General features: G+C 70.7%; 22 protein-coding genes. All 22 read right to left on the reverse strand.

All coding sequences use genetic code 11. The features are described from left to right. Positions 1 to 1,353, reverse strand: a complete 1,353-nt coding sequence (gene nuoH / locus AB0B39_RS05210; RefSeq protein ID WP_357573545.1) for an NADH-quinone oxidoreductase subunit NuoH — start codon at positions 1,351 to 1,353, stop codon at positions 1 to 3. Further along, entirely contained in the window at positions 1,350 to 3,857 is a 2,508-nt protein-coding gene (locus AB0B39_RS05215) for an NADH-quinone oxidoreductase subunit G (protein WP_357573546.1), read from the reverse strand. The genes nuoH and AB0B39_RS05215 overlap by 4 nt, the downstream gene beginning before the upstream one ends. Then, positions 3,857 to 5,173, reverse strand: a complete 1,317-nt coding sequence (nuoF, locus tag AB0B39_RS05220; RefSeq protein WP_234584607.1) for an NADH-quinone oxidoreductase subunit NuoF — start codon at positions 5,171 to 5,173, stop codon at positions 3,857 to 3,859. Before nuoF ends, AB0B39_RS05215 begins: the two co-directional genes overlap by 1 nt. Beyond that, entirely contained in the window at positions 5,170 to 6,330 is a 1,161-nt protein-coding gene (gene nuoE / locus AB0B39_RS05225; protein WP_357573547.1) for an NADH-quinone oxidoreductase subunit NuoE, read from the reverse strand. Before nuoE ends, nuoF begins: the two co-directional genes overlap by 4 nt. Further along, complete coding sequence (locus AB0B39_RS05230) at positions 6,327 to 7,652, reverse strand: NADH-quinone oxidoreductase subunit D (RefSeq protein ID WP_234584613.1); 1,326 nt, start codon at positions 7,650 to 7,652, stop codon at positions 6,327 to 6,329. Before AB0B39_RS05230 ends, nuoE begins: the two co-directional genes overlap by 4 nt. Positions 7,653 to 7,764: 112 nt before the next feature. After that, entirely contained in the window at positions 7,765 to 8,502 is a 738-nt protein-coding gene (locus AB0B39_RS05235) for an NADH-quinone oxidoreductase subunit C (RefSeq protein ID WP_357491199.1), read from the reverse strand. A gap of 55 nt (positions 8,503 to 8,557) precedes the next feature. After that, positions 8,558 to 9,235, reverse strand: a complete 678-nt coding sequence (locus AB0B39_RS05240) for an NADH-quinone oxidoreductase subunit B (protein ID WP_234584640.1) — start codon at positions 9,233 to 9,235, stop codon at positions 8,558 to 8,560. 14 nt (positions 9,236 to 9,249) lie between these two features. After that, complete coding sequence (locus tag AB0B39_RS05245; protein WP_007454588.1) at positions 9,250 to 9,615, reverse strand: NADH-quinone oxidoreductase subunit A; 366 nt, start codon at positions 9,613 to 9,615, stop codon at positions 9,250 to 9,252. A gap of 135 nt (positions 9,616 to 9,750) precedes the next feature. Then, positions 9,751 to 11,028, reverse strand: a complete 1,278-nt coding sequence (locus AB0B39_RS05250; RefSeq protein WP_234584654.1) for a geranylgeranyl reductase family protein — start codon at positions 11,026 to 11,028, stop codon at positions 9,751 to 9,753. 139 nt (positions 11,029 to 11,167) lie between these two features. Then, positions 11,168 to 11,392, reverse strand: a complete 225-nt coding sequence (locus AB0B39_RS05255) for a hypothetical protein (protein WP_357573548.1) — start codon at positions 11,390 to 11,392, stop codon at positions 11,168 to 11,170. Positions 11,393 to 11,460: 68 nt separating this feature from the next. Continuing rightward, positions 11,461 to 12,171 (reverse strand): demethylmenaquinone methyltransferase, encoded by a 711-nt coding sequence (locus AB0B39_RS05260; RefSeq protein ID WP_357491203.1) that lies wholly within the window; start codon positions 12,169 to 12,171, stop codon positions 11,461 to 11,463. A 188-nt stretch (positions 12,172 to 12,359) separates the two neighbouring features. Then, complete coding sequence (locus AB0B39_RS05265) at positions 12,360 to 13,622, reverse strand: LPXTG cell wall anchor domain-containing protein (protein WP_357573549.1); 1,263 nt, start codon at positions 13,620 to 13,622, stop codon at positions 12,360 to 12,362. A 203-nt stretch (positions 13,623 to 13,825) separates the two neighbouring features. Next, positions 13,826 to 15,034: a hypothetical protein gene (locus tag AB0B39_RS05270; RefSeq protein ID WP_357573550.1), complete on the reverse strand. Its 1,209-nt coding sequence runs from the start codon at positions 15,032 to 15,034 to the stop codon at positions 13,826 to 13,828. A 217-nt stretch (positions 15,035 to 15,251) separates the two neighbouring features. After that, on the reverse strand, positions 15,252 to 16,442 hold the full coding sequence (gene mqnC / locus AB0B39_RS05275) for a cyclic dehypoxanthinyl futalosine synthase (RefSeq protein ID WP_357573551.1): 1,191 nt from the start codon (positions 16,440 to 16,442) through the stop codon (positions 15,252 to 15,254). A 75-nt stretch (positions 16,443 to 16,517) separates the two neighbouring features. After that, positions 16,518 to 16,928 (reverse strand): type II toxin-antitoxin system VapC family toxin, encoded by a 411-nt coding sequence (locus AB0B39_RS05280; RefSeq protein WP_357573552.1) that lies wholly within the window; start codon positions 16,926 to 16,928, stop codon positions 16,518 to 16,520. Further along, positions 16,925 to 17,203, reverse strand: coding sequence for a type II toxin-antitoxin system prevent-host-death family antitoxin (locus AB0B39_RS05285; RefSeq protein ID WP_357573553.1), 279 nt, complete (start codon positions 17,201 to 17,203; stop codon positions 16,925 to 16,927). The genes AB0B39_RS05280 and AB0B39_RS05285 overlap by 4 nt, the downstream gene beginning before the upstream one ends. Positions 17,204 to 17,255: 52 nt before the next feature. Next, positions 17,256 to 17,657, reverse strand: coding sequence for a hypothetical protein (locus AB0B39_RS05290; RefSeq protein WP_357573554.1), 402 nt, complete (start codon positions 17,655 to 17,657; stop codon positions 17,256 to 17,258). Beyond that, positions 17,654 to 18,763 (reverse strand): 1,2-phenylacetyl-CoA epoxidase subunit PaaE, encoded by a 1,110-nt coding sequence (gene paaE / locus AB0B39_RS05295; protein WP_357491209.1) that lies wholly within the window; start codon positions 18,761 to 18,763, stop codon positions 17,654 to 17,656. Before paaE ends, AB0B39_RS05290 begins: the two co-directional genes overlap by 4 nt. After that, positions 18,760 to 19,236 (reverse strand): 1,2-phenylacetyl-CoA epoxidase subunit PaaD, encoded by a 477-nt coding sequence (paaD, locus tag AB0B39_RS05300; RefSeq protein WP_357491211.1) that lies wholly within the window; start codon positions 19,234 to 19,236, stop codon positions 18,760 to 18,762. Before paaD ends, paaE begins: the two co-directional genes overlap by 4 nt. Continuing rightward, positions 19,233 to 19,958 (reverse strand): 1,2-phenylacetyl-CoA epoxidase subunit PaaC, encoded by a 726-nt coding sequence (paaC, locus tag AB0B39_RS05305; protein ID WP_357491213.1) that lies wholly within the window; start codon positions 19,956 to 19,958, stop codon positions 19,233 to 19,235. Before paaC ends, paaD begins: the two co-directional genes overlap by 4 nt. After that, on the reverse strand, positions 19,955 to 20,242 hold the full coding sequence (gene paaB / locus AB0B39_RS05310) for a 1,2-phenylacetyl-CoA epoxidase subunit PaaB (protein WP_234584771.1): 288 nt from the start codon (positions 20,240 to 20,242) through the stop codon (positions 19,955 to 19,957). The genes paaC and paaB overlap by 4 nt, the downstream gene beginning before the upstream one ends. Continuing rightward, a complete protein-coding gene (gene paaA, locus AB0B39_RS05315; RefSeq protein WP_357491215.1) occupies positions 20,239 to 21,318 on the reverse strand; it encodes a 1,2-phenylacetyl-CoA epoxidase subunit PaaA in 1,080 nt (359 codons plus the stop codon). The genes paaB and paaA overlap by 4 nt, the downstream gene beginning before the upstream one ends. Positions 21,319 to 21,557: the final 239 nt, after the last annotated feature.

The following is a 21,557-nucleotide window of genomic DNA, read 5'->3' on the forward strand; positions in this document are numbered from 1 at the left end:
TCACACCTCCCTGGAGTCCGAGCCGGCGACGATGTTGGCCGGCTCCCGCTCGGCGACCACGCGCGTGATACGCGGGCTCGGTGGTACCTGTAGATCCATCGGCGGCAACGGGAAGCTCCCGTACGGCCGGTTGTCGACCTGTTCCTGCGTCGTCGGCGTCGGCTGCGGCCTCCGACTCGGCCAGAAGAGCGTGGCGATCAGCGCGATGCCGGCCGGAATGCCGACCGCGATCGCCTTGCCCTTCCAGTCCCAACCCTCGATGGAACGCAGGCCCGACAGGACCAGGATCCAGACCAGGTTGATCGGCAGCAGCACCTTCCAGCCGAAGCGCATGAACTGGTCGTAGCGCAGCCGAGGCAGCGTGCCACGCAGCCACACGAAGACGAAGACCAGCGCGATCACCTTGCCGAAGAACCAGAGCATCGGCCACCAACCGGAGTTGGCGCCCTCCCACAGCGTGATCGGCCACGGCGCCCGCCAGCCCCCCAGGAACAGCGTGGTGGTGACCGCGGACATGGTCACCATGGCGACGTACTCGCTGAGCATGAAGAGCGCGAACTTCAGCGAGCTGTACTCCGTCATGAAGCCGGCGACCAGCTCCGACTCGGCCTCGGGCAGGTCGAAGGGCGCCCGGTTGGTCTCGCCGACGGTGGCGATGAAGAAGATGATGAAGCTGGGCAGCAGCAGGATCGCGTACCAGCCCGGCGCCGGGATCTCGTAGCCGCCGATGGTCAGTCGGGTCGCGTCACCCTGGGCGGCGACGATCCCGCTCGTGCTCATCGTGCCGGCAGTCATGAAGACGGCCACGATGGAGAGTCCCATGGCGACCTCGTACGAGATCATCTGGGCGCTCGACCGCAGGCCGCCGAGCAGCGGGTACGTCGAGCCGGAGGCCCACCCGCCCAGCACGATGCCGTAGACGCCCATCGAGGAGCAGGCCAGCAGCAGCAGCACCGCCACCGGCACGTCGGTGACCTGCAACGGCGTGTGGTGACCGGCGATGCTCACCATCGGGCCGAACGGCACCACCGACAGGGCGGTGACCGCGCAGATCACCGAGATCGTCGGGGCGAAGAAGTAGACGACCTTGTCGGCCGCCTTCGGCAGGATGTCCTCCTTGAAGGCCATCTTGAGGCCGTCGGCGAGGGTCTGCAGCAGGCCGAACGGGCCGACCTGGTTGGGGCCGGGCCGCACCTGCATGTAGCCCACGACACGCCGCTCGAACCAGACACCGAGCAGGGTGGCCAGCAGACCGAAGGCGAACGCGAAGACGATCTTGCCAAGGACCAGCCACCACGGATCCCGACCGAAGTCGGCAAGCGTCGGGTCCTGGGCCAGGAGTGACGGAGTCACTGGTTACCCCCAGTGTTGAGCAGCGGACCCGGGAGACCGGCCTCGTCCGCCGCGACCCGCCCGGCCGGAACGGTAGCGCTCGGTGCGGGAACGGAGATCCGGACGACCGTGCCGGATGCCGCCCCGAGGCTGCGCCGCACTGTCGAACCGGGTGAGTTGGTCGGCAGCCAGACGACGCCGTCCGGCATCTCGGTCAGCTCCGCCGGCAGGGTCAGCGCCCCGCGGTCGGTGCCCACCGTGACCGCGTCCCCGTCGGCGACACCGAGCGCCTCGGCGGTGCCCTTGCCCAGCCGGACGACCGGCGGGCGGGCGGTGCCGGCGAGGTGCTCGTCGCCGTCGGTCAGGGTGCCGAGGTCGACCAGCTGGTGCCAGGTCGCCAGCACTGCCTCCCCGGCACGCGGGTGCGGCACCGTCCCCGGCGACACCGACGGTGCGGACGGCCGGGACGTGCGCGTGGCCGGCAGCGAGCCCAGCTCGCGACGCACACTCGGCACGTCGGCGGTGCCGAGCCGCACGTCGAGCAGGGCGGCCAGCGCGTCGAGCACCCGGCCGTCGGTCATCGCGGCCGTGTTCAGCACCGCCTCGAACGGACGCAGGCGGCCCTCCCAGTCCAGGAAGCTGCCGGCCTTCTCGACCACCGGCGCCACCGGCAGCACCACGTCGGCCCGGCGGGTTACCGCGCTCGCGCGCAGCTCCAGGCTGACCAGGAACGGCACCGCGTCCAGAGCGGACTCGGCCAGCCGCGGGTCGGCCAGGTCGGCCGGGTCGACACCGCCGACCACCAGCGCACCGAGCTGCCCATTGGCCGCCGCCGCGAGGATGCCGTCGGTGTCCCGACCGGCCTGGCTCGGGATCACCCCGGCCGGGATGTCCCACGCCTCGCCCAGCTCGGCCCGCGCCGCCGGCTCGGTGACCAGTCGGCCACCGGGGAGCAGGTTGGGCAGGCAGCCGGCGTCGACAGCGCCGCGGTCACCCGCGCGCCGCGGCACCCAGGCCAGCTTCGCGCCGGTACGCCGGGCCACGTCGGCCGCGGCGGAGAGCCCGCCCGGCACGGTGGCCAGCCGCTCACCGACGATGAGGATCGCGCCCGGGGCGCTGAGCGCCTCGGTGACCGTGGCGTGCTCGGCGAGCACGCTGGCCTCCTCGCCCGGCACGACCCGGGCCAGCTTGGCGCCGAGCTTCTCCAGGCCGCGGGTGGCGAACGGCGCCAGCGCGTACACCGTCAGGGTCTTCTTGAGGTACGCCTTGCGCAGCCGCAGGAAGAGGATCGGGCACTCCTCCTCCGGCTCCAGGCCGACAAGCACCACCGCCGGCGCGTTCTCCACGTCGGTGTAGGTGACGTCGGTGACCCCGGCGACCGAGCTGGCCAGGAAGTCGGCCTCCTCGCGGGAGACCGGCCGGGCCCGGAAGTCGATGTCGTTGGTGTTCAGCGCGACGCGGGCGAACTTGGCGTACGCGTACGCGTCCTCGACGGTCAGCCGACCGCCGGTGAGCACCGCAGTGCCCTGGCCGCCCTCACGGGCCGCGTGCAGCCCCTCGGCGGCCCGGGTCAGCGCCTCACTCCAGGACGCCTCCCGCAGCTCACCGGTGTGCTCGTCGCGGACCAGCGGGTTGGTCAGGCGGTCGGCGGCGCGGGTGTACTGGAAACCCCAGCGGCCCTTGTCGCAGTTCCACTCCTCGTTCACCGCCGGCTCGTCACCGGCGAGCCGGCGCAGCACCTTGCCGCGCCGCCAGTCGGTGCGCTGCCCACAGCCGGCCGAGCAGTGCTCGCAGACGCTCGGGCTGGACACCAGGTCGAACGGGCGGGCCCGGAACCGGTACTGCGCGCCGGTCAGTGCGCCCACCGGGCAGATCTGCACGGTGTTGCCGGAGAAGTAGGAGTTGAACGGCACGTCACCGGCGTCCCCCTCCTCGCCGTACGCGTCGTCCCGGTAGATGTTGATCTCCTCGGCGGACGACCGGCCCATCAGGTCGATGAACTTGTCGCCGGCGATCTCCTCGGAGAACCGGGTGCAGCGCTGGCACAGCACGCACCGCTCGCGGTCCAGCAGCACCTGGCTGCTGATCGCCATCGGCTTCTCGTACTCCCGCTTGTGCTCGTGGAAGCGCGAGTCGGTGCGGCCGGTGGACATCGCCTGGTTCTGCAGGGGGCACTCGCCGCCCTTGTCACACATGGGGCAGTCCAGGGGGTGGTTGAGCAGCAGCAGCTCCATCACCCCCTCCTGCGCCTTCTTGGCGACCGGCGAGGTGAGCTGGGTGCGGACCACCATGCCGTCGGCGACGGTCTGGGTGCAGGAGGCGACCGGCTTGCGCTGCCCCTCCACCTCGACCAGGCACTGGCGGCACGCGCCGGCCGGGGCCAGCAGCGGGTGGTCGCAGAACCGGGGGATCTCGGTGCCCATCTGCTCGGCGGCCCGGATCAGCAGCGTCCCCTTCGGGGCGGTGACCTCGACGCCGTCGATGGTGAGCGTGACGGTTTCGGTCTGCTTGGCTACGTCGGTCATCAGTGCGCCCCTACCAGGGTCTTCTCCGACAGCTTGGGTGCGGTACGTCCCTCGATGTAGTCGAGGTAGTCCTGCTTGAAGTACTTCAGCGACGAGGTCACCGAGCTGGTCGCACCGTCACCGAGGCCGCAGAACGAGCGGCCGAGGATGTTGTCGCAGGTGTCCAGAAGGGTGTCCAGGTCCTCGTGGGTGCCCTGACCCGAGAGGATCCGCCGGTAGACCCGGACCATCCAGTAGTTGCCCTCGCGGCACGGGGTGCACTTGCCGCACGACTCGTGGTGGTAGAACTCCAGCCACCGGTACGTCGCGTAGACCGGGCAGTCCTGGTCGGAGAAGATCTGCGTGGCAGTGGTGCCGAGGATCGAGCCGGCCGCCGCCACCCCCTCGAAGTCCAGTGGCACGTCCAGGTGCTCGGCGGCGAGCAGCGGGGTGGACGAGCCGCCCGGGGTCCAGAACTTCAGGTTGTGGCCGGGCTGCATGCCACCGGCCAGCTCCAGCAGCTCGCGCAGCGTGATGCCCATCGAGCACTCGTACTGGCCGGGGTTGTTGATGCGGCCGGAGAGCGAGTAGATCATCGGACCGGAGGACTTCTCGGTGCCCATGGTCTTCCACCAGTCGGCGCCACCGAGCACGATCGGCGGCACGCTGGCGATGGTGCCGACGTTGTTGACCACCGTCGGGCTCGCGTACAGGCCGTGGGTGGCCGGGAACGGCGGGCGCAGCCGGGGCTGACCCCGGAACCCCTCCAGCGAGTCCAGCAGCGCCGTCTCCTCGCCGCAGATGTACGCCCCGGCGCCGGAGTGCACCACCAGCTCCAGGTCGTAGCCGCTGCGCAGGATGTTCCGGCCGAGGTAGCCCTTGTCGTACGCCTCCTGGACCGCGTTGCGCAGCCGGCGCGCGGCGTGCACCGCCTCACCCCGGATGTAGATGTACGCGCGGCTGGCCCGGATCGCGTACGACGCGATGATCACGCCCTCGACCAGCGCGTGCGGGTCGTGGGTCATCAGCGGCAGGTCCTTGCAGGTGCCCGGCTCGCCCTCGTCGGCGTTGACCACCAGGTAGTGCGGCTTGCCGTCGCCCTGCGGGATGAAGCCCCACTTGAGGCCGGTGGGGAAGCCGGCGCCACCCCGACCGCGCAGACCGGAATCCTTGATCAGCTGGATCAGGTCGTCCGGGTGTGCCTTGAGCGCCTTGCGCAGCGCGGCGTAGCCGTCGAGCTGCTCGTACGTGCCGATCCGCCAGGCGTCCGGCGACAGCCAGCGCTTGGTCAGCACCGGCGTCAGCTTGGCCAGCGTCTCCGGGCGGGGAGTGGTCACTTCTGGGCCCCCGTTTCGCTCGCGTCCGCCGATCCGGCGCCGTCGGCGTCCGTCCCAGCCTTCGCTTCGGTGAGGTTGCGCTCCTGCGCCCCGGCTTCGTCGCCGGCGGGCTTGCCGTCGCCGGCCGGCGGGTTGGCCGCCGCGCCGGCGGCCTCGGCCGACCGTGCGTCGCCAGCTTCGGGCGCCGTGCCGGTGCCGTCCACCGGAACCTTGGTGCCAGGAGCGTCCGGCACCGCCGTGCCCGCGTCCGGCTGCCGGGTCTCGGCGGCACGCACCTGCGGCGACTTGTCGTCAGGTGCCTTGACGTCGGGTGCGGTGCTGCCGGTGGCGGCCTCCGGCTTCGCCGGCTCGGCGACCCCGGTCGGGGCGGACGCCCCGTCGCCACCCTTTACCGGTGCCGCGCTGGCCTCGGCGGGCGCCGGCTTGGCGGCCTCCGCCTTCGCCTTCGCCTCGGCGGCGGCCTTGTCGGCCTCGGCCTTGCTGCGGATCGGGGTGTTCGGGTCGAAGCCCGGCACCGAGACGTTGTGCTCCTGCGCCAGCCGCAGACCCTGCAGGGTCGGCTCGCCCGGCCCGCCGTCGGCTACCGCGCCGTCGCGCTCGTCGGCGAAACCGGCGAGCTGCACCGCCATCTCCTTGAGCGTGCAGAGCCGCGCCCCGCGGGTCGGCATCGGCCGGCCACCCGCGCGCAGCTCGTCGACCACGCCGACCGCCGTGGACGGGTCCACGCCGTCGAAGAAGTCGTAGTTGACGGTCATCACCGGGCCGTAGTCGCAGGCCGCCAGGCACTCGGCGTGCTCCAGCGTGATCGTGCCGTCCGCCGTCGTCTCGTCGTGCCCGACACCCAGATGCTCGACGAGGGTGTCGTAGACCTCCTGGCCGCCCAGCACGTTGCACATGGTGTTGGTGCAGACGCTGACCAGGAAGTCACCGGTGGGCTTGCGCTTGTACATCGTGTAGAAGGTGGCCACCGCGCCGACCTGGGCCTTGTTCAGCCCGAGCACCTCGGCGCAGAACGTGACCCCGGCCGGGGACACGTACCCCTCCTGGGACTGGACCAGGTGCAGCAGCGGCAGCAGCGCCGAGCGGGACCGGTCCGCCGGATAGCGGGCGATGATCTCGCGTGCCCGCTCCCGCGTCTCTTCGGTGAAAACACTCATCGGTCACAACCACCCATCACGGGGTCCAGCGAGGCGCCGCCGGCGATCACGTCGGCGATGAGGCCACCCTCGGCCATCGCCGGGAGGGCCTGGAGGTTGACGAAGCTCGGCTCCCGGTAGTGCACCCGGTACGGCCGGGTGCCGCCGTCGGAGACCGCGTGCACGCCCAACTCGCCCCGGGGCGCCTCGATGGCGACGTACACCTGGCCGGGCGGAACCCGGAAACCCTCGGTCACCAGCTTGAAGTGGTGGATCAGCGACTCCATCGACTGACCCATGATCTTCGCGACGTGCTCCAGCGAGTTGCCCATGCCGTCGACGCCGATGGCGAGCTGCGCGGGCCACGCGATCTTGCGGTCGGCGACCATCACCGGGCCCGGCCGCAGCCGGTCCAACGCCTGCTCGACCAGCTTCATCGACTCGCGGATCTCGGCGAGCCGCACCTGGTAGCGGCCCCACACGTCGCCGTCGGGGTGGGTCGGCACGTCGAACTCGTACGTCTCGTAGCCGCAGTACGGCATGGTCTTGCGCAGGTCCCAGGCGAGCCCGGCCGAACGCAGCACCGGACCGGTGATGCCGAGCGCCACGCAGCCGGTCACGTCCAGCACCGCGACGTTCTTCGTCCGTTCGAGCCAGATGGGCTGGCCGGAGAGCAGGTCCTCGTACTCCTTGAGCTTCTTCGGCATCATCTTCAGGAACTCGCGGATCTTGACGATCGCCTCGTCCGGCACGTCCTGCGCGACACCGCCCGGGCGGACGTACGCGTGGTTCATCCGCAGGCCGGTGATGGTCTCGAAGATGTCGAGGATGTACTCCCGCTCGCGGAAGCCGTACAGCATGATCGAGATCGCGCCCAGCTCCATGCCGGTGGTGGCCAGCCAGACCAGGTGCGACGAGATCCGGTTGAGCTCCATCATCAGCACGCGGATGGTGGTGGCCCGCTCGGTGATGTCGTCGGTGATGCCGAGCAGCTTCTCGACCGCGAGGGCGTAACCCGTCTCGTTGAAGATCGGGGCGAGGTAGTCCATCCGGGTCACGAACGTCGAACCCTGGACCCAGTTGCGGTATTCGAGGTTCTTCTCGATGCCCGTGTGCAGGTAGCCGACGACCGAGCGGGCCTCGCGGACCGTCTCGCCCTCCAGCTCCAGGATCAGTCGCAGCACCCCGTGCGTGGACGGGTGCTGCGGACCCATGTTGACAACGATCCGCTCGTCGTTGATCGGGTCGGTGCCCGAGACGACCGTGTCCCAGTCCCCACCGGTGACGGTGAAGACCCGACCCTCGGTGGTCTCGCGTTCGGTCGCGTAGTTCGACGTGGTCACAGCACCGGCCTTCCGTTCGCGACTGGGTGGTCCCCTGCCCGCGACTGCGGGGCTCGCTCCGCTCGCTCCTCGCGCGGGCGGATGGGGCGCCGACCTGCTGCACTCCTCGCGCTCACTGGTACGACCTCCTGCGGTCCGGCGGCGGGATCTCGGCGCCCTTGTACTCGACAGGCACGCCACCGAGCGGGTAGTCCTTGCGCTGCGGGTGGCCCTCCCAGTCGTCCGGCATGAGGATCCGGGTCAGGTTGGGGTGGCCGTCGAAGACGATGCCGAACATGTCGTACGCCTCCCGCTCCTGCCAGTCCGCGGTCGGGTAGATGGCGGTGACGCTGGGCAGGTGCGGCGCTTCGACGGAGACCGCAGCCTCCAGCCGGATCCGACGCCGGTAGGTCATCGAGGTGAGCAGGTAGACCACGTGCAGCCGGCGCTCGTCGGCGCCGAGGTAGTCCACCCCGGACACCGAGGAGCACAGCTCGAAGCGCAACGCCAGGTCGTCCCGCAGCACCTGGCAGACCTCGGCGATCCGCTCCGGGCGGACGTGCAGGGTCAGCTCGCCCCGGTCGACGACCACCTTCTCGATCGCGTCGCCGAAGGCCGGGTACGCCTCTTCGAGAGCGTCGCGGACCTCGTCGAAGTAGCCCCCGTACGGGCGGGACGCCTCCTCGATGGGCTGGCGCTGGCGGACCAGGCCGCCGTAGCCGGACACGTCGCCCGTGCCCTGGTTGCCGAACATGCCGCGCCCCGCCGGGCTGGACGGCGGGTACTCGGCCGGGGCGGTGCCGCTGGCGCCGGCCGGGGTGACCGGCACCGGCACACCCCCGTCGTTGGTCCTGTCGTTCGGTGCGGTCACTGCGCCTGCCCTCCGTTCGCGCCTGCGGGGCTCCGCTTCGCTGCACTCCTCGCGCTCACTTGGGGCCCCGCTGCGCGTGAAGGTGGTTCTGGGCGTTCATCCAGTTCTCGATCCGCAACTGCTCCTCGCGCCCTTCGCGGACCGCCTGGGTCCACTCGGCACGCCGGGCCTTGTCGTTACGGTACGAGGACGGCATGGAGCCGTACGGCACTACCGGAACGTCGCCGCGCTCCTGGCGGGCCGCCAGCATCTTGCGACCGTTCGGGCCCAGCGGCTCATACATGATCTTCTCGCGGAGCTTGAGGATCGCGTCGATGAGCATCTCCGGCCGGGGCGGGCAGCCGGGCAGGTACATGTCGACAGGCACGACGTGGTCGACGCCCTGCACGATCGCGTAGTTGTTGAACATGCCGCCGCTGCTGGCGCAGACGCCCATGGAAAGCACCCAGCGGGGCTCGGCCATCTGGTCGTAGATCTGGCGCAGCACCGGTGCCATCTTCTGGCTCACCCGGCCGGCCACGATCATCAGGTCGGCCTGCCGGGGCGAGGCCCGGAAGACCTCCATGCCCCAGCGACCCATGTCGTAGTGCGGACCACCGGCGGCCATCATCTCGATGGCGCAGCAGGCCAGGCCGAAGGTGGCGCCCCACACGGACGACTTCCGAGACCAGTTGACCAGCTTCTCCACCGAGGTGAGCAGGACGCCGGCGGGGAGCTTCTCCTCGATGCCCATCTGACGTTCCTTCCTCAGTCCCAGTCCAAGCCGCCGCGCCGCCACACATAGGCGTACGCGACGAAGACCGCGACGATGAACAGGACCATCTCCACGAAGCCGAAGATCGGCAGAGCGTCGAACGAGACCGCCCAGGGGTAGAGGAAGATGATCTCGATGTCGAAGACGATGAAGAGCATCGCCGTCAGGTAGAACTTGATCGGGAACCGGCCGCCGCCGACCGGCTGGGGGCTGGGCTCGATGCCGCACTCGTAAGCCTCGAGTTTGGCCTTGTTGTAGCGACGTGGACCGGCGAAGCGGGCGGCGCCGACAGAGAACAGCGAGAACGCCGCGGCGAGGGCGAACAGCCCGATGATCGGTGCGTAAGGCGAGAGCGACATCGTTTTCTCCTGCTCGTCCTTCCCTGCCCTCGGTGCTTGACGAAAATCACACTATTCACGTCCCTCGCGGTGGCTGCCGGCGGGGGTCGATCTTTGTCGGCGTCGGGGCTGTGACCAGCACCGATGCCGTCCTACTTACACAGCTGGCGCGGCCTTCGTCATCGCGTTGATGACCCGGTCCATCGCGTCCCCGCCACGGGGGTCGGTCAGATTGGCCAGCAGCTTGAGGACGAAACGCATCAGCGTCGGGTGCGGCATGCCGTGCTTGGTGGCGATCCGCATGATCTCCGGACGGCCGATCAGCTTCACGAAGATGCCGCCGAGTCGGTAGTAGCCGCCGAGCCGGGCCTTCAGCTCGTTCGGGTAGGCCATCAGCGCCCGCTCCCGCTCCGGCCCGGCGGGACGCGCGAGGGCCTGCACCGCCACCTCCGCGGCCAGCTCGCCGGACTCCATGGCGTACGCGATGCCTTCGCCGTTGAAGGGGTTGACCATCCCGCCGGAGTCGCCGACGAGCAGGACGCCGCGGGTGTAGTGCGGCACCCGGTTGAAGCCCATCGGCAGCGCGGCGCCGAGGATCGGACCGTCGGCGTTCGCCTCGTCGGTCATGCCCCAGTCGGCGGGCGTGTTGGCCAGCCAGTCGGTGAGCAGCCGGCGGTAGTTGGTCTTGCCGAACGCGGACGACGAGTTGAGCACGCCGAGGCCGACGTTGACCCGCCCGTCACCGAGGCCGAAGATCCAGCCGTACCCGGGCAGCAGGTTGTCGCCGCTGTCCTTGCTGCGCAGCTCCAGCCACGACTCCAGGTAGTCGTCGTCGTGCTTCACCGGGGAGTGGTAGTAGCGGCGGACGGCCACGCCGATCGGCCGGTCCTCCCGCTTGGCCAGCCCGAGCGCGAGCGGGAACCGACCGGAGACCCCGTCGGCCGCCACGACCAGCGGGGCGTGGAAGGTGGCGGGCTCCTTGCCGGGCCCCACCTCCGCCTCGACGCCGGTCACCCGGCCGTCGCCGTCGAGCACCGGGCCCAGCACGTTGACGTTGGTCCGCAGTTTGGCGCCGGCCGCCACCGCCCGCTGGGCGAGCAGGTCGTCGAAGTCCAGTCGGGTGCGGACCAGGCCGTAGTTGGGGAAGCTGGCCAGCTCGGGCCAGTCCAGTTCCAGCCGTACGCCGCCGCCGATCACCCGCAGGCCCTTGTTGTGCAGCCAGCCGGCCTCGGGCGAGGTGTCCACGCCCATCCGGATGAGCTGGCGCACCGCGCGCGGGGTCAGCCCGTCGCCGCAGACCTTCTCCCGGGGGAACTCGGTCTTCTCCAACACCAACACCCGTACGCCGTGCCGGGCCAGGTGGTACGCAGTTGCCGATCCACCGGGACCGGCGCCAACGACGATGACGTCGGCGTCGTGTTCCACCGCGGTCATTCGCGCCTCCTCCCGCACGCTCGTGAAATGCTTCACAAGCCAGACGGGACGAGTGTATGACCGGCGTCATACCTGCGCAGGATCAGGGGTACCTAACTCGCCGATGTGACACTTGGCGACCGTCCACAGCAGGCGCCTGTCAGGCCGATCGGGAGGCGTCCAGGCCCGCGTCGACCCGGATCGCCTCCGGCAGATGCTCCCGCAGGGCGCCGCCCGCCGCCCGGTCCAGCGCGGCCAGCACCTCGGCCACCACCTGCCGGACGTCCGCCGGATCCGCGCCGGCCAGCGCGCGCAACTGCGCGATGAGTTCGGCCGCGTCGTCGTCGGTGGCGGCCACCGGGTCCGCCGGGTCTGCTCCGGTCATGCCGACGAGCGTACGGGGCAAAGTGGACTAAAGTCGGATATTCCTGAAAGGCGTGGCCGTCTCGCGTGCTACTGACGGACCCCCCGGTGCAGCGCGACCACGCCGCCGGTCAGGTTGCGCCACGCCACCCGACCCCACCCGGCCGCCGCGACCCGCCCGGCCAGCGCGGCCTGGTCCGGCCAGGCCCGGACCGACTCGGCCAGGTAGACGTACGCCTCGGGGTTGCTCGACACCGCGCGGGCGACCACCGGCAGCGACCGCATCAGGTACGACAGGTAGACCGTCCGGAACGCCGGGTTGACCGGGGTGCTGAACTCGCACACCACCAGCCGTCCACCTGGCCGGGTGACCCGGGCCAGCTCGCGCAGGGCCGCGTCGGTGTCGTTGACGTTGCGCAGCGCGAAGGAGATGGTCACCGCGTCGAAGCTCGCGTCGGCGAACGGCAGTCGCAGCGCGTCCCCGGCCAGGAGCGGCACCTCGGGCCGGGCGCGCTTGCCCGCGTACAGCATGCCCAGCGACAGGTCGACCCCGACCGCGTACGCCCCGGACTGGGCCAGCTCGCGCGTCGAGACGCCGGTGCCCGCGCCCACGTCCAGCACCCGCTCGCCCGGCCGCAGCCCGAGCGCCGCCCGGGTGGCCCGACGCCAGGAGCGGTCCTGGCCCAGCGAGATCACGGTGTTGGTCAGGTCGTAACGCTCTGCCACGCCGTCGAACATCGCGGCGACCTCGTGCGGCTGCTTGTCCAGACTGGCGCGCTGACCCTGCGGTGTACGGCTCACCCGCCCCACTCTGCCAGCCACGTTCAAGCCCTCGGCCGCTGGGTCCGCGTACCCCCGTGGCAACCGGAAGCGCCGACGCGACGGACGACCGCGCGGCCCGGCATGCGTGAGGGCGGGGTGGTCGCCCACCCCGCCCTCACGTCGTGCCTACGTCAGATCGTGCCCACGTCCGTCAGCTCGTGCCGACGTCAGTCGGTCGACTTCTCGTCGCCCGGGGCGACCAGGACTACCTTGCGCCGGCGGGAGAGCACCAGCAGCGCCCCGCCCGCGAGCAGGATCAGCCCGCCGATGCCGCCGATCAGGCCGGCCTGCACACCGGTCACCGGCAGCCCACCGCCACCGGAACCACCGCCACCGGAGGTCGGCGACGTGGTCGCGCCCGGCGTCGTCGTGCCACCCGGCGTCGGAGTCGCCGTCGGGGTCGCCGTCGGCGTCGGCGTGGCGGTCGGGGTCGGGGTCGGCTGCGCGCTCAGGTCGACGAAGACATCGAACTGCGCGGTGTTGTCCACCTCGTCGGTCTCGGTGAACGCCCGGCGCTGCGCGCTGGAGGCCACCCGGGGCTGCTCCTCGGGGCTGCCCTCGGCGGCCTCCAAGCCGGCGGCCCAGACGAACCCGGGCCGGAGCACCGGCTCGGTGACGTCCGCGCCGACCTTCACCCGCACGTCGGCGGTGTAGAACTGCCCCGGCTTCAGCACCACGCCGGTGTCCTCGCAGTACGCGTTCGCGAACCCACCCAGCGGCTGCTCGACGCAGCCGTCCGGCAGCTCGGCGAAGGTGACGCCCGCCGGCAGGGTGATGCCGTACGCCACGCCGGTCGCCTTGCGGCTGCCGGCGTTGTAGACCGCCCAGTCCAGTGGCGCGGTCTCGCCGAGCTTGACCGGCTTGAGACCGGCCTCGCCGGCCTCGTCGCCGTCCACCGTCACGTCGGCGTAGACATCCTGCACCCAGGAGGTCAGGTCGTAACCGGGCTTGGCCACCGTGATGTCGTGCCGCACCTTGTTGTCGCGCGGATTGGGGTCGGCGGTGGCCGAGCTGATGGTGACCACCAGCGTGCCGGCGTCACCGCGACCGCCGGTAGAGAAGATCGGGATGCCGAAGTCCTCGGTGGTGCCGGCCGCCAGATCGCCGAGCAGGCAGGTGAAGGTCGTTCCGGTGACGTCGCACCCGACCGGGATGAGCACGCCGACCTTGCGGTTCTTCAGGCCCTTCGTCTCCACGGTGACCCGGACGTCCTTGGCGTCGACAGTGCTGCGGGTGTTGTCGACCTGAAACTTGAACGGCTTCGCCTTGGCCGCCTTGACGCCCTGGGCCAGCTCGTAGCTGAGGGGCACCAGGGCCAGGTCGGCCTGGTCGGCGGCCTGCGCCGGGGCGGCAACGGTGGCCAGGCCACCGGCCGCGAGCAGTGCCACGACGCCGACACGAGCCAGCGTCGAGCGGTGGAAGGCTGTCATCAGTCCCCCGGGGGGTAGGGAAGAAAGAATGGGTTGCGGAACGAGCGGACGTTATCGAAGGTCAAACTCCCCCGCCAGCCTGGGCGATGAAGTTCAACCGTCCGGACTGGACCGGGCAAACGGTACGGGCGGGATGGTCACCCATCCCGCCCGTACCGCCGTGCGTTATATGAACGGCCCGCCTGGGCCGATGGAGGACCTTCTCAGGCGGTCGGCCTCTCGTCGGCCGGCGCCACCAGGACCACCCGACGCCGCCGGGCGATCAGGAACATCACACCACCCGCGAGCAGCACGGCCACGCCGATTCCACCGATGAGACCCGCCTTGGCGCCCGTCACCGGGAGGCCGCCGTCGCCGCCGCCGGTGCCGCCGCCGTCGCCGCCGCCGGTGCCGCCCTTGGCGGCCACGAGCACCGCGTACGCGTCGGTGTTGTCGGTGTCGTCGATGTCGCGCACCGCCGTGGCCTGCGCGGTCGTGGCGGCCTTGAGGAACGACGGGAGAGCCGACTTCCGGGCGGCGAGGTTGGCGTTGGTCGCCGGCAGTTGGCCGATCGCGGCGACGGTGCCGTTGCCCCCCTGGAGAGCGACCGGCGCCTTGACGTTCGCGGCGACCTTGACCGGGAAGACGCCCACGAGAACATCCTGCGGCCCCAGCTGGATCAGCGGTGCGGGGCAGTTCGCGATCCGGCGGTCCGGCGAGTACGTGCACTCCCGCAGGTCCTCAGTGAAGGTGACGCCGTTCGGCAGGGTGAGGTCGAGCTTGACGCCGTCGGCGATCACGTCGCCCTGGTTGATGATCTCGACGAGCACCTCGGTCTCGGTGCCGGGCGTGAGCAGCGGGGGCTGCTCCGACGGCGAGACCTGGAACTTGACGTCCGGCACGACGATGCCCATGTCGACGCCGCTCTCGTCGGTCAGCACGAGGTCGGCGGACGCCGCGTTGTTGCCCGGCGTGGTGTCGTCCTCGGATTCGAGCGCGAACGTGAGCGGAGCCGTGTACGGCAGCTCAGCGCCCTGCTCGGCCTTGAACATGATGATCGGGATCTCGATGGTCTCACCGGGAGCGGGGACCTCGTCGTCCTGGATGCGGCAGGTGATGTTCACCGGACGCTCGGCGCCGTCGATGGTGCACGGCGTGTCGGCCAGCGGCACCACCTCGACGCGGTCGAAGTCAACCTTCGAGACGTCGAGCTTGATCAGGAAGTTGCTCGGGGTGCCGGGCCCGTTGTTCATGATCTTGGCAAACGCCACCTTGGCCTCGGCGCCCGCCGCGACTTTGGTGCCTGCCAACGCGACCGACAGGTCGGTGGGGGTGCCGGCGGCGTGCGCCGGGACCCCAAAAGCGGTGAGAGCGCAGGACGCGAGGAGCGCCGCCGCGCCGAGCCGCGCCAGCGGCCGGTTACGGTAGATCATGAAGGGTCCGCCCGTGAGTGAAGGATGGGTTCGGGCGGGGACGTTAGCGGGCCTCGATCAACCCCGCAGCCCCGAACCCGGCTTATCCGGGCGCGGCGGCGCGAGCGAATCGAGAATTGTCCAGATTGATGGCGGCTGTGGCCCCCGATCGGCGGCAGCCGTCGGGGCAACGTTCACCCAATCGATACCTGTGGACCTGGCCCGATCACCCGAACGGTCAACGGGCGTCGACAAGTGGCAGCGATTTCCCGGCGCCGCCGCCGGGCAGCGCGATCGAGGAGAAGTGCGAGACCACACGATCGTCGGTCGGGTCGTCGGCCGGCGTGTGGTGCACGGCGAGCCGGTTGTAGAGGGTGTCCCGCTGGGCCGGGATCCGGTCGGCGGAGCGGATCATGCCGATCAGCTCGTGCAGGTTGGAGCGGTGCCGGGCGCCGGCCGAGGAGATGACGTTCTCCTCCAGCATGATCGAGCCGAGGTCGTCCACGCCCATGTGCAGCGACAACTGCCCGACGTCCTTGCCGGTGGTCAGCCAGGACGCCTGCAGGTGCGGCACCGTCTCGAAGAAGAGCCGGGCCACCGCGACCAGGCGCAGGTACTCCAGCGTGGTCGCCTGGGTGCGGCCCTTGAGGTGGTTGTTCTCCGGCTGGTACGTCCACGGGATGAACGACCGGAACCCACGGGTGCGGTCCTGCACGTCGCGGATCATCCGCAGGTGCTCGATCCGCTCGGCGTGCGTCTCACCGGTGCCCATCATCATGGTCGCGGTCGACTCGACGCCCTGCCGGTGGGCCAGCTCCATGACCTCCAGCCAGCGCTCACCCGACTCCTTGAGCGGGGCGATGGCCCGGCGCGGGCGCTCGGGCAGCATCTCCGCACCGGCGCCGGCGATGGAGTCCAGGCCGGCGGCCTTGATCCGGGCGATGGCCTCGTCCAGGCTCACGCCGGAGACCTTGGCCATGTGCAGGATCTCGCTCGGCCCGATCGAGTGGATGACGAGCTGCGGGTACGCCTGCTTGACCGAGGAGAACAGCTCCTCGTAGTACTCGACGCCGTAGTCCGGGTGGTGGCCGCCCTGGAGCATCACCTGGGTCGCGCCCAGCTCGACCGCCTCGCCGCAGCGACGCAGGATCTCCTCGGTGGGGTGGGTCCACCCCTCGGCGTGCTTCGGCGCCCGGTAGAACGCACAGAACTTGCACGCCGTCACGCAGACGTTCGTGTAGTTGATGTTGCGATCGATCAGGTACGTGACGACGTTGTCCGGGTAGCGCCGCCGGCGCACCGCGTCCGCCGCCTCGCCCAACGCGTGGAAGGGCGCCTCGGTGTAGAGCAGCAGGGCCTCCTCGGGCGTGATCCGCCCGCCGTCCGCGCCACGCTGCAGGATGTCGTCGATCTCCCGGCTCACCGTCACGCCCCCGAGCCTACGTCGCCCGCTCAGCCGCCGGCACGCCCCTCCGTGACCGGTGACGAGCGCCCCAGGACGGTGTCAGTCCATCCCCGGACTCGCCACCGGAAGCCCGACCCCTTTCGCCGCGTCCAACAGGCGACGGTCATACGTGACGAAGGCGGCGAAGTCCGAGCCGGACTGCGCGGCGAGGATCTCCGCCGTGGCGAGGTGGATGGCGTCGAGGCTGCGCAGCAACGGATCGCGATAGGCACCGGCCGCAGCCCGGACGGAGGCGTCGATCTCCACCCGGTACAGACGGGACAGCGCCCCGGGCACGCCCACCAGAGCCAGGGGGGCCGACCGACGCAATGCCCTCGGCACCTCGACCTCGACCAGCGCGGACGCGACGAGAGACATCCCGGACCGCTCGTTCAGCCACGCGATCAACTCTTCGGTCGCTGGCTCACGTCGAAGCAACTTGATGATCGCCGCCGAGTCGAGGTAGATCACCAGCGTTCTTCCTCGCGGGCGGCGGCGAGCCCAGCAGCCACATCGACATCAGGGTCACCGAGCACCGGAGGCAGCGGCAGGGGCCCACCGTCCGTCGGCGCGGTCGCCCGTCCTTCGGCGACGAGCCGGGACAGCAGAGCACCACCGGCGACGATCGGAACCAGCCGGGCGATCGGCTCGCCGCGATCCGTCACCTCGACCGTCTCGCCGGCACGCACCCGAGCCAGCACCCTACTGGTGTGCTGGTTGAGCTCTCGAACAGCTACCTGTTCCACGCGACGAGTGTAGTACGACCTGTTCTACACGTCACGCCTCGTAGTCGGAGCGTCAGCTTTCGCGCACCTGGACGTGTATGCCGTACGCGTCCCGCAGATCCGCCGCGAGCGTCGGACCCGCCCACGCCAGCACGTGCGCCTCCCACCACTGCCGTTCGTCCGGCCCCGGCATCCGCTGCTCGGAGAGCACCGCTCGGAACCGCTCGTCCGCCGCCTCTATCCGCTCACGCACCCAGCCCATCTGCGGAAAGCCGAACAACCTCTCGTCGGTCAGCACGTTCTCGATCGCGTGCCGGACGCTCAGGTCGAACCGGTACTCCTCGAGAATGTCGTCGTAGCCGTCCTCGCAGAACCCGACGAACTGCTCCCACCCCTGCACGTAACCGGTTGGACGGCGCCCCCCGGTGACCTCGGCGAACCGCTCGACGAACTCCCGGTCATTCGGCGTCCTCACGCGTCGTAGTCCACCGTGAGCCTGTCGGTGGTCGGGCTGGACTGGCAGGTCAGCACGTAGCCGGCGGCCAGCTCGTCGGGCTCCAGGGCGTAGTTGCGGGCCATCGTGACCGCCCCGTCGACGACCTTCGCCTTGCAGGTCGAGCAGACACCACCCTTGCAGGCGTACGGCAGCTCGCCGCGCACCTTGAGCGCGGCGTCCAGCACCCGCTCCTCGCGGCCCATCGTGAAGCTCGACGACCGGCCGTCGAGCACGATGGTGACGTCCGTCCCGGTGCCCGGCTGGTCGGCGGGGCGGGCCACCGGCTCCGGTGGCGCGTCGACGTGGAACAGCTCGGTGTGCACCGCCGACTCCGGCAGCCCGCGCGCGGTCAGCACGTCGCGGGCGTCGACCACCATGCCGTACGGGCCGCAGAGGAACCACTCCTCGATGACCTCGCCCGGCACGATGGTGCCCAGCAGGCGCTCCAGCCGGTCGGCGTCGATCCGCCCGGACAGCAACGGCGACTCACCCTGCTCCCGGGACAGCACGTGCACCAGGTGCAGCCGGGTGGGGTAGCGGTCCTTCAGGTCGGCCAACTCCTCGGCGAACATGACCCGGTTGGCCGTGCGGTTGCCGTACACCAGGGTGAAGGTGCTGGCCGGCTCGACGGCCAGGGCCGTCCCGACGAGCGCGAGCACCGGGGTGATGCCCGAGCCGGCGACGACCGCGCCGTAGTGCCGCACCCGGTCCGCCGCGAACGCCGTGGTGAAGGTGCCCAGCGGCGTCATCACCTCGACGGTGTCGCCGCGGCGCAGCGCGCCGCAGGCGAACGCCGAGAACGCGCCGCCGGGAATCTCCCGCACCCCGATCCGCAGCCGGCCGTGCCGGGCCAGGTCGTCGGGGGTGGAGCAGATGGAGTACGACCGGCGCACGTCGTCGCCGTCGTCGGTCACCCGCCGCACGGTGAGGTGCTGACCGGCGCGGAACGCGAAAGCCTCCCGCAACTCCTCCGGTACGTCGAAGGTGACCGCTACCGAGTCGTCGGTGAGCCTGTCGACTGCGGCGACGGGCAGCGGGTGGAAGGCCGGCCGGCGGCGGACCGGGCGGGAGATGGTGACTGTCACAGCGCCTTCAGGTGGTCGAAGGGTTCGGAGCAGGAACGGCAGCGCCACAACGCCTTGCACGCGGTCGAGCCGAACCGGCTGACCTGCTCGGTCTCCGGCGAGCCGCAGAGCGGGCAGCGGACCGCGAGGGTCAACGCCACCACGCCCGGGGCGGGCACCGGCGACGGCGGGGCGATCCCGGCGGCGGCCAGCTTGGCCCGCCCGACATCGGAGATCCAGTCGGTGCTCCACGGTGGGCTGTAGACCGTCCGCACCTCGGCGTCCGGATAACCGGCCGTGGCCAGCGCGCGCCGGACGTCGGCCCGGATCACGTCCATGGCGGGGCAGCCTGTGTACGTCGGGGTGATGGTGACGGTGACCCGTCCACTGGCCCGGTCCTCCTCGACCGCACGCAGGATCCCCAACTCGTCGATGGTGATCACCCGGATCTCCGGGTCCACCACGCTCGCCGCCGCCAGTCGCGCGTCGGTCACCACTGCGCCCCGGGGTGCGCGCGGTGCAGCACCTGCATCTCGGCCAGCAGGTAGGACAGGTGCTCGGTGTGCACGCCCTTGCGCCCTCCCGTCGGCGCCCAGCCGCGCTCCGGGCGGGTGAGCGTCGCCTCGGCCAGCACCGGGCCGACGGTCTCGTCGAACGCCGCCCGCAGGCCCGCCGGGTCGACCGGCGCCGCCGGGTCCGCGGCGAACAGCTCGTGGGTGTACGGCCAGACGTGGTCGACGGCGTCCTGCATCCGGCGGTGCGACTCCTCGGTGCCGTCGCCGAGCCGCCTGACCCACAGCGCGCCGTGGTCCAGGTGGTACGCCGACTCCTTGCGCGCCTTCGCTCCGATGGCGGCCAGCCGCTCGTCCGGGCAGGACGCCAGCGCGGTGTAGAGCGGCAACTGGTACGCCGCGAGGAAGAACAGCTTCGCCATGGTCACCGCGAAGTCGCCGTTGGGCAGCTCGACCAGCAGTGCGTTGCGGAACTCGCGGTCGTCACGCAGGTACGCCAGCGCGTCCTCGTCCCGACCTGCCGCCTCCAGCTCACCCGCGTACGACAGCAGCAAGCGGGCCGCGCCGAGCTGGTCGAGGGCGATGTTGGCGAGCGCGATGTCCTCTTCCATCTCCGGCGCGCGGGTCGTCCACTCGGCCAGCCGCTGTGCGGCGATCAGCGCGTCGTCACCGAGGCCGAGAGCGAAGGCGAAGGGGCCGTTCACAGGTGCGCCACCCCGTCCGGCACCTCGTAGAACGTGGGGTGGCGGTAGACCTTGTCGGCGGCCGGGTCGAAGAAGGAGTCCTTCTCGTCCGGGCTGGACGCGGTGATCGCGCCCGCCGGCACCACCCAGATCGACACGCCCTCCTGCCGGCGGGTGTAGAGGTCGCGGGCGTTGCGCAGGGCCAGCTCGGCGTCCGGGGCGTGCAGGCTGCCGACGTGGGTGTGCGACAGCCCGCGCCGCGCCCGCACGAAGACCTCCCACAGAGGCGAGTGCTCGTTGCTCACGCGGCCACCTTCTCCCTCTTGTCGGCCCGCTTGGCGGCGTACGCCGCGGCGGCCTCGCGTACCCATGCGCCGTCGGCGTGGGCGGCCCGGCGGTGCGCCATCCGCTCCCGGTTGCACGGCCCGTTGCCCTTGATGACCTGCATCAGCTCGTCGTAGTCGGGCTGCGTGTAGTCGTACGCCTGCCGTTCCTCGTTCCAGCGCAGGCCGTCATCGGGGATACGCAGCCCGAGGATCTCCGCCTGCTGGACGCACATGTCGACGAAGCGCTGCCGCAGGTCGTCGTTGGAGAAGCGCTTGATCTTCCACGCCATCGACTGGGCGGAGTGGGTGGAGTCGCCGTCCGGCGGGCCGAACATGGCCAGCGACGGGTACCACCAGCGATCCACCGCGTCCTGGGCCATGGCCTGCTGGGCCGGGGTGCCGTGCGCCAGGGTGTGCAGGATCTCGTAGCCCTGGCGCTGGTGGAACGACTCCTCCTTGCAGACCCGGATCATCGCTCGCGCGTACGGGCCGTAGGAGCACCGGCACAGCGGCACCTGGTTGACGATCGCCGCGCCGTCCACCAGCCAGCCGATCGCGCCCACGTCAGCCCAGGTCAACGTGGGGTAGTTGAAGATCGAGCTGTACTTCTGCTTTCCGTCGAGCAGCAGCTGGACCAGTTCGTCGCGGCTGATGCCGAGGGTCTCGGCGGCGGCGTAGAGGTAGAGGCCGTGGCCCGCCTCGTCCTGCACCTTGGCCAGCAGGATCGCCTTGCGCTTGAGCGAGGGCGCCCGACTGATCCAGTTGCCCTCCGGCTGCATGCCGATGATCTCCGAGTGGGCGTGCTGGGCGATCTGCCGGATCAACGTCCGGCGGTACGCCTCGGGCATCCAGTCGCGCGGCTCGATCTTCTGCTCCGCGTCGACCACCTCGGTGAAGTACGCGGCCAGGTCCTCGTCCGGTGCGGGGCCGCCGCGGCGCTCGCGCGCGGCGGCGGCACGCAGCTCCGCCTCGGCGGCCTCGACCTCGCCGAGCAGGCCGGCGCCGGGCGCGTCGTCCGGCGCATCGCCAGGGGCGGAGAAGTCGTTGCCATACATGCGGACAAGTGTTACAGCTTGCGCCTCGATGCACCAGGGGGTGTAACAGGAAACCCGAATGACGTTCCGTCACCGATGGGCAGTTCCTGGCTACGGGTCGTGACCCCGGCCTGTATGACTTGGGTCACGGGGAGAAGATGAAACCCCTCAGAAGCCGCATACCAGCGGGATTTTCCACCGATTTCGCACGTTGCCTGGTGTCGAACTCTGGTGCCCGGCCTGTCCGGACGTAGACTTCT

The sequence above is a fragment of the Micromonospora sp. NPDC049114 genome, assembly GCF_040648635.1.
In the GTDB taxonomy this organism is placed as follows: domain Bacteria; phylum Actinomycetota; class Actinomycetes; order Mycobacteriales; family Micromonosporaceae; genus Micromonospora.

Bases quoted from the DNA above. Each gene is read 5' to 3' on its own strand.
- AB0B39_RS05245 (WP_007454588.1), bottom strand. From the start codon at position 9,615: ATGTCGCTCTCGCCTTACGCACCGATCATCGGGCTGTTCGCCCTCGCC.
- AB0B39_RS05270 (WP_357573550.1), bottom strand. From the start codon at position 15,034: ATGATCTACCGTAACCGGCCGCTGGCGCGGCTCGGCGCGGCGGCGCTC.
- AB0B39_RS05250 (WP_234584654.1), bottom strand. From the start codon at position 11,028: ATGACCGCGGTGGAACACGACGCCGACGTCATCGTCGTTGGCGCCGGT.
- nuoE (WP_357573547.1), bottom strand. From the start codon at position 6,330: ATGAGTGTTTTCACCGAAGAGACGCGGGAGCGGGCACGCGAGATCATC.
- AB0B39_RS05215 (WP_357573546.1), bottom strand. From the start codon at position 3,857: ATGACCGACGTAGCCAAGCAGACCGAAACCGTCACGCTCACCATCGAC.
- AB0B39_RS05265 (WP_357573549.1), bottom strand. From the start codon at position 13,622: ATGACAGCCTTCCACCGCTCGACGCTGGCTCGTGTCGGCGTCGTGGCA.
- paaA (WP_357491215.1), bottom strand. From the start codon at position 21,318: ATGTATGGCAACGACTTCTCCGCCCCTGGCGATGCGCCGGACGACGCG.
- AB0B39_RS05255 (WP_357573548.1), bottom strand. From the start codon at position 11,392: ATGACCGGAGCAGACCCGGCGGACCCGGTGGCCGCCACCGACGACGAC.
- AB0B39_RS05240 (WP_234584640.1), bottom strand. From the start codon at position 9,235: ATGGGCATCGAGGAGAAGCTCCCCGCCGGCGTCCTGCTCACCTCGGTG.